The organism is Burkholderia seminalis DSM 23518 (genome assembly GCF_902832885.1).
Lineage (GTDB): Bacteria > Pseudomonadota > Gammaproteobacteria > Burkholderiales > Burkholderiaceae > Burkholderia > Burkholderia seminalis.
This window is the reverse complement of sequence record NZ_CADFDK010000018.1, coordinates 100174-106694: the sequence shown is the minus strand read 5'-3', so window position 1 is coordinate 106694 and position 6521 is coordinate 100174. Positions and strand designations below refer to the sequence as shown.

The window sequence follows — 6521 nt, the reverse complement described above, 5'->3', positions numbered from 1 at the left end:
CACGAGCAATTCGCCCTGCGTCTTGTTGAAGCCGCGGCAAACGTGATCGACGCGCAGGATTTCCTCACCGAGGCGCGGCGGCTGGGACGTCTGGACGGGGGCGTTTACAGCATTCGGATTGTGCATCGCGTTTCGCTCTCAATCGATCTCAGTCGAGCCGCAGCTTCGCTTCGGCGAAAGCATACAGCGGCCGCCACAGCAGGCGGTTGAACAAGGTGACGAACAGGGACATCACGGCGATGCCCAGGATGATCTTCGGGAAATCGCCGGCGGCCGTGGTCTGCGCGATGTACGCGCCGAGGCCGTGCGCCTCGATCTTGGTGTTGCCCCACTGCACGGCTTCCGACACGATGCTCGCGTTCCATGCGCCGCCCGACGCGGTGATCGCGCCGGTCACGTAGTACGGGAAGATGCCGGGCAGGATCGCCTGCCGCCACCACTGCCAGCCGCGGATGCGGAAATTCGTCGCCGCTTCGCGATAGTCGTTCGGGTAGGACGTGGCACCGGCGATCACGTTGAACAGGATATACCACTGCGTGCCGAGCACGATCAGCGGCGACAGCCAGATGTCCGCGTTCAGGTGGAAGCGCGCGATCACGATCACGAACACCGGGAACAGCAGGTTGGCCGGGAACGCGGCGAGGAACTGCGCGAGCGGCTGCAGCTTCTCGGCCAGCTTCGGGCGCAGCCCGATCCATACGCCGATCGGCACCCAGATCACCGACGCGATCGAGATCAGCACGACCACGCGCAGCAGCGTGATGAGCCCGAGCGTGATCACGTGGCCGACCTCGGCCATCGTCACGCCGGTCGCGACGAAGCTCACGACGCGCCACACGATGTAGGCCGTGCCGACCAGCACAAGGATCGCCCACGCGATGTCGACGGTGCGCGACGCCTTCTTCTCGACGCGCGGCAGCGAAAACCGCATCGCGCCCGACAGCGGCAGGCGCAGCGGAATCCGTGCGGCCTTCGCGAAGAACCAGCCGGCCGGCACGAGCAGCTGATGAATCAGGCGCGTGCGGCGCACGAGGTCGAGCAGCCAGGATTGCGGCGCATCGCCCGACGCGGTGTTCTCCATCCGGAACTTGTCGGCCCACGCGATGAGCGGCCGGAACAGGAACTGGTCGTACGCGAGGATCACGACCGTCATCGTGAGGATCACCCAGCCGATCGCGCCGAAGTTCTTGTCCGAGATCGCCTGCGCGAGATACGCGCCGATGCCGGGCAGCGTGATCGTCTGGTTGCCGACGGTGATCGCCTCCGACGCGACGACGAAGAACCAGCCGCCCGACATCGACATCATCATGTTCCAGATCAGGCCCGGCATCGAGAACGGCACTTCGAGCTTCCAGAAGCGCTGCCACGACGTCAGGTGGAAACCGCGCGACACTTCGTCCAGATCGCGCGGCACCGTGCGCAGCGACTGGTAGAAGCTGAACGTCATGTTCCACGCCTGGCTCGTGAAGATCGCGAAGATCGCCGCGAGCTCGGCGCCGAGCACGCGGCTCGGGAACAGCGCGAGGAAGAACGTGACGGTAAACGAGATGAAGCCGAGCACCGGCACCGACTGCAGGATGTCGAGGATCGGGATCAGCACCATGCCCGCGCGACGGCTCTTGGCCGCGAGCGTGCCGTAGACGAGCGTGAACGCGAGCGACGCGACCATCGCCGCGAGCATCCGCAGCGTGGTGCGCAACGCGTATTCGGGCAGGTTCGACGGGTCGAGCGAGATCTTCTGCGTCTGCAGCGTGCCGATCGGCGCCATCGTTTCGTGGAAACCGACGATCGCCATCGCGATCAGGCAGATGATCAGCGGAAACGCGATGAAGTCCCAACGGTTCGGCAGAACGCGCCACGCGGACGCGTTGGCGGTCCGGTTCGGATTGAAGAATCCGACATTCATCAGGCGCCCTCCCCGGTAAGGCCGAACGAAGCCGGCAGTCGATGTTGATTCATGGCAAAGCGCACGGGCGCGGTAATTCTCGATTGACTGACGATCTCGCGCACGCGCGATGCGCCGTGCGTGCACGCTGCGCCCGCGCTCCCGGGGGCGAGTCGGCCCGCGACGGCACGACACTACACCAACCTGTATTTCAGGTTCAACCGTCCGGGGTCGGTGCACCGATCGTGCCCGACGCGCGGGCGGACGGCCGGTGCGCGGTACGGAGCAGCCCGGCCTGAGTCCTTCGGCCGGCAGCAGGCCCGAATTATGCCGTGATCCGGCCCGGCCGGGAACCCGCCAGCCCCACACGGGCGCAAACCGTGTCGGACATCAGGGGCCGAATACGGTGAAGCGGGTATGATCGGGGCTAGCCCCCTTGGGGATCGACCGACGAGCGGGAGGAAAGGGAATGGCAGGAAACTTGGTGATCGTCTGCCGCGATCAGGATGCCGACGCGTTCTACGAACTGATGCAGGAGTACGGGTCGTTCCAGACGCGGCTGTCGTCGACCGCATGGTACCTGAATATGAACGTCGTGCCGGAATCGCTGCAGGAGGAAATCCTGGAGCGCCTCGGCCGGTATACGACCGTCTACATCTTCGAGGCCACCAGCGTGACCTACAACACGATCGACAGCAACGCGGCCGAGACGCTCGGCACGCTGTTCGGCGAATGACGCCGCGCGGCGCCCGCCCGGCCGGGCAGGCGCCGCAGCCGCCTACGCGGCCTGTGCGTGGGGTTCGTCCTTCGGCACGGCCTCGAACGGGAACGTCATCGCGACGCGCAGACCGCCCTCGGGGCGGTTGCCGATGTCGCACGCCCCGCCCAGCCTGAGCACCAGCCGCTCGACGATCGCAAGCCCGAGCCCGCTGTGGCCGTTCCCGCCGCGCGCGGGGTCGAGCCGCACGAACGGCCGCGTCGCGGCCGCCAGATCGCGCGGCGCAATCCCGCCACCGCTGTCGCTGACCGACAACACATAGCCGGCCGGCGTGCGCGCCGTTTCGACAAGCACCGGCGGTGCGCCATACGCATGCGCGTTGTCCAGCAGGTTCGACAGGATCCGGTCGAGCGTGGCCGTCGGCAGCCGGAAACCCGGATCGGCATCAAGCCGGGTCTGGACCGTCGGCGCATTCGGCGCGACCGCGCGATAGCTGCGCGCGATCCGCTCGCATGCCTGGTCGACCGGCACCGGTTCGCTGCGGTCGGACCCGCCGTGCGCGAACACCAGGAACTGGTCGACGATGTGCGACATCGAGTCGACATCGCGCACGACGCCGTCGCGCAACCGCGCGTCGTCCATCATTTCCGCCCGCAGGCGCATCCGCGCCAGCGGCGTGCGCAGGTCGTGCGCGACGCCCGCCAGCATCACCGCGCGATCGTTCTCGGCCTGCGACACCTGCTCCACCATCTGGTTGAAGCCGTGCGTGAGCTGGCGCAGCTCGCGCGGGCCGCGCTCGCGCAGCGGCGGCACCGGCTGCCCGCGGCCGAAACGCCCGACCGCGCGCGCGAGCGAGCGCAGCGGCTGCTGCAGCTGCCAGGCCGCGAACAGCGCGGCGATCACGCCGGCCGAGAAGATCGTGCCGAGCCACAGCAGCATCCGGTCGAGCGAGCGCGGCGGCCGCAGCGGCTGCACGGGCACCACGATCCAGTTGCGATCGGCCGGCTCCTTCACCCACAGCACGGGCGGATGGCCCGGCGTGCCGATCTCGACCTGCGTGCCGGGCGGCATGCGCTCGCTCACGTCGTCGCGGAACCGCTTGAGCGGCGGCGGCAACGCCGAATCGCCGCCCTTCGGGACGTCGGCGCTGTCCGGCGGCACCAGCCGCACGCGCGACGGCAGCGGCTGGTCGGGCGTGCGCTCGACGTGCTGGCGCACGGCGTCGACAAGGAACGCGGCTTCCTCGACCGCATAACGCGTCTGCATCTGGTTGCGCTCGAGCCGCATCGCGAAGAACCACGCGAAGTGCGACAGGAGCAGGACACCGATGACGAGCAGCGCCAGCCGCCCGAACAGTGAATCAATGGGTTTGCGCATGAGCCTCGCCGTCGGGCACGAACACGTAGCCGCGCCCGCGCACCGTCTGGATGAAGCGCGGCGTCGACGGATCCGTTTCTAGGATGCGGCGCAGGCGCCACACCTGGACGTCGATGCCGCGGTCGGTACCGTCGTACTCGGGCCCGTGCAGCAGCTCGAGCAGCCGCTCGCGCGTGAGCGTGCGCAGCGCGTGGTTCACGAAGATCTTCAGCAGCGCGAATTCGCTGCTCGACAGCGTGGCCGGCTTGCCGTCGACCGACAGCGTGCGCGCCTGGAAGTCGAGCAGGAAACGGCCGAACGCGAACGGCTCGCGCTGTTCGGGCGCCGCCGCCGACGGCGTCGCGCGGCGGCGGCGCAGCACCGCCTGCACGCGCGCGAGCAGCTCGCGCGGGTTGAACGGCTTGCCGAGGTAGTCGTCCGCGCCGAGTTCGAGCCCGACGATGCGATCGACGTCGTCCGCCCGCGCGGTGAGCATGATCACGGGGATGTCGTCGCCGGCCGCGCGCAACTGGCGCAGCGCGGTCAGGCCGTCCACGCCCGGCATCATCAGGTCCAGCACGATCAGGTCGGGCCGCTCGCGCTCGAGGCGCTTCTCGAGCGTCGCCGCGTCGTGCAGCACGGACACTTCCATCCCCTGGCGCACGAGATAGTCGCGCAGCAGGTCTCGGAGTTCTTGGTCGTCGTCGACGATGAGGATCTGGGTAGTCATGGCTCGAAGTTTACCGCGCGAGGGCGGAGTCGAAGAACGAAACAAAGGGACGAAAGGGTTACTGCGGGTTACCGCGCAAGGGAACTGTAATGCACGGTAACCGGGCCGCCGCCCCACGTAACACCGGCCGGAGCCTGCATCGCTAACCTGCGTCTTACCGGATGCGGTACCCGGCTTTTCCGGCACCGCATCGCCGGACCCTTTGGATACAAGGAGTTTCTGAAATGTATAAGAAGACTTCCCGCGTGGCCATCGCGGCCGCCGCCGTGCTCGCTCTCGCCTTCGGCACCGCGCATGCCGCGCAGCCCAACGACATGCCGCCTCCGGGCGGCCCCGGCATGCACCAGATGCACGGCGGGCACGAAGGCGGCCCGTTCGGCGCGATCATGAAACTGCACGACCAGCTGAAGCTCAACGCGTCGCAGGAACAGCAATGGCAGGCGGCCGTCAACACGATGAAGCAGAACCATGACGCGATGCGCAAGAACCACGAGCAGGTGCGCGAGCAGTTCAAGGCGCAGCAGAACCAGCCGATCCTCGACCTGAGCGCGATGCATTCGGCACGCCAGCAGGCCGAAGCGCAGAACGCGCAACTGCGCGAGCAGACGTCGGCTGCGTGGCTCACGTTCTACAACGGGCTGAACGACCAGCAGAAGACGACGGTCAGCACGGCGCTCAAGCAGCAGTACGCGAAGATGGAACAGCGCCACGAGAAGATGAAGGAGCGCTGGGAGCAGCATCGCGCCGCCAAGGGCGCATCGGCGCCGGCGCAGTAAGCCGGCGGGCCGCTTCCCGGAGCGGCGCCGAAGGGGACGCGGGCACCGGCCCGCGTCCCCTTTTTTCGTTTTAGGCGACGTCGAACAGCAGTACTTCGGCCGCCCGGCCGCGCGCGAACGCCACCGCGTCCACGCCGCCGATCCGCGCGCCGTCGCCGGCGGCCAGCGCGCGGCCGTTGACCTCGATGTCGCCGCGCGCCACGTGCACGTAGGTGCTGCGCCCCGCGCGGACCTCGAAGGTCACCCCCTCGTCGCCGTCGATCAGCCCCGCGAAGATGCGGGCATCCGCCCCCATCGACAGCGCGCCGTCGCCGCCGCCGGGCGCCGCGACGAGCCGCAGCCGGCCGCGTTTCTCGGCGGCGGCGAAATGCCGCTCCTCGTAACCGGGCCGCCCGCCCCGCTCGGCCGGCTGCAGCCAGATCTGCAGCAGATGCAGCGGACGGTCGCGCGACGCGTTGGTTTCGCTGTGCACGAGCCCCGTCCCGGCACTCACCCGCTGGACGCCGCCGGCGCGGACGATCGCGCCGCAGCCGAGGCTGTCGCGGTGCGCGAGCGTGCCGTCCAGCACGTAGGTCACGATCTCCACGTCGCGACGCGGCTGCATCCCGAACCCGCGCGTCGGCGCGATCAGGTCCTCGCTCAGCACGTGCAGCGCGCCGACCGGCGGATGCGCGTTCGCGGCGCGGCCGGCCGACGAAAAGCTGTGACTCGATTCGAGCCAGCCTTGGCGCGTGTGGCAACGGTCTTCGGCGCGGCGGATCTGGAACATGGCGCGGGCACTCCGGGGGCAGATACTTGTTCGGGTTTACCGCCACTGTAGGGGGACACCGAACGCGCCACAATCCGCCGCCAATGCACAGCATTGTTGCGTTCGCGCAACCAATCGCCAAAATATTCGCTGTCAATGCCACGATTGCCGCAACAGCCGATTCGAAGAATCGATCGGTCGCGCCGGATTGCCGTTTTCGGGGAATCGCGTTCGGGTAAAATACCGCCCTTTTGGCGTTCGCCGTTCCGGCGGCGCCATCGCCAGAGCGCCGTCCGGCGAATTTTGGC

The 6521-nt window shown here is 68.2% G+C and carries 6 protein-coding genes; 2 read left to right on the top strand and 4 right to left on the bottom strand.

Going from position 1 to position 6521, the window contains the following annotated elements; all coding sequences use genetic code 11:
• Window positions 1–148: 148 nt before the first annotated feature.
• Window positions 149–1906 (bottom strand): ABC transporter permease, encoded by a 1758-nt coding sequence (locus tag HWX00_RS33120; protein WP_175027690.1) that lies wholly within the window; start codon window positions 1904–1906, stop codon window positions 149–151.
• Between the two features lie 448 nt (window positions 1907–2354).
• On the opposite strand from HWX00_RS33120, the gene HWX00_RS33115 reads away from it, so the two are divergent.
• Window positions 2355–2621 (top strand): double-stranded DNA-specific endonuclease, encoded by a 267-nt coding sequence (locus HWX00_RS33115; protein WP_027786765.1) that lies wholly within the window; start codon window positions 2355–2357, stop codon window positions 2619–2621.
• Window positions 2622–2663: 42 nt separating this feature from the next.
• Here HWX00_RS33115 and HWX00_RS33110 read toward each other — a convergent pair whose 3' ends face one another.
• Both HWX00_RS33110 and HWX00_RS33105 read right to left on the bottom strand, forming a co-directional pair.
• Complete coding sequence (locus tag HWX00_RS33110) at window positions 2664–3980, bottom strand: ATP-binding protein (protein WP_049033472.1); 1317 nt, start codon at window positions 3978–3980, stop codon at window positions 2664–2666.
• On the bottom strand, window positions 3964–4689 hold the full coding sequence (locus HWX00_RS33105) for a response regulator (protein ID WP_006493394.1): 726 nt from the start codon (window positions 4687–4689) through the stop codon (window positions 3964–3966). Before HWX00_RS33105 ends, HWX00_RS33110 begins: the two co-directional genes overlap by 17 nt.
• A 224-nt stretch (window positions 4690–4913) precedes the next feature.
• Here HWX00_RS33105 and HWX00_RS33100 point away from each other — a divergent pair, with 224 nt between their 5' ends.
• A complete protein-coding gene (locus HWX00_RS33100) occupies window positions 4914–5465 on the top strand; it encodes a Spy/CpxP family protein refolding chaperone (protein WP_034186231.1) in 552 nt (183 codons plus the stop codon).
• A gap of 70 nt (window positions 5466–5535) precedes the next feature.
• On the opposite strand, the gene HWX00_RS33095 is transcribed toward HWX00_RS33100, so the two are convergent.
• The gene (locus tag HWX00_RS33095) at window positions 5536–6234 is read right to left on the bottom strand and encodes a pirin family protein (protein ID WP_034186232.1); all 699 of its coding nucleotides are present in this window, start codon (window positions 6232–6234) and stop codon (window positions 5536–5538) included.
• Window positions 6235–6521: the final 287 nt, after the last annotated feature.

Coding starts and splice junctions, on each gene's coding strand:
- HWX00_RS33120 (WP_175027690.1), bottom strand. CDS start 1,906: ATGAATGTCGGATTCTTCAATCCGAACCGGACCGCCAACGCGTCCGCG.
- HWX00_RS33115 (WP_027786765.1), top strand. CDS start 2,355: ATGGCAGGAAACTTGGTGATCGTCTGCCGCGATCAGGATGCCGACGCG.
- HWX00_RS33110 (WP_049033472.1), bottom strand. CDS start 3,980: ATGCGCAAACCCATTGATTCACTGTTCGGGCGGCTGGCGCTGCTCGTC.
- HWX00_RS33105 (WP_006493394.1), bottom strand. CDS start 4,689: ATGACTACCCAGATCCTCATCGTCGACGACGACCAAGAACTCCGAGAC.
- HWX00_RS33100 (WP_034186231.1), top strand. CDS start 4,914: ATGTATAAGAAGACTTCCCGCGTGGCCATCGCGGCCGCCGCCGTGCTC.
- HWX00_RS33095 (WP_034186232.1), bottom strand. CDS start 6,234: ATGTTCCAGATCCGCCGCGCCGAAGACCGTTGCCACACGCGCCAAGGC.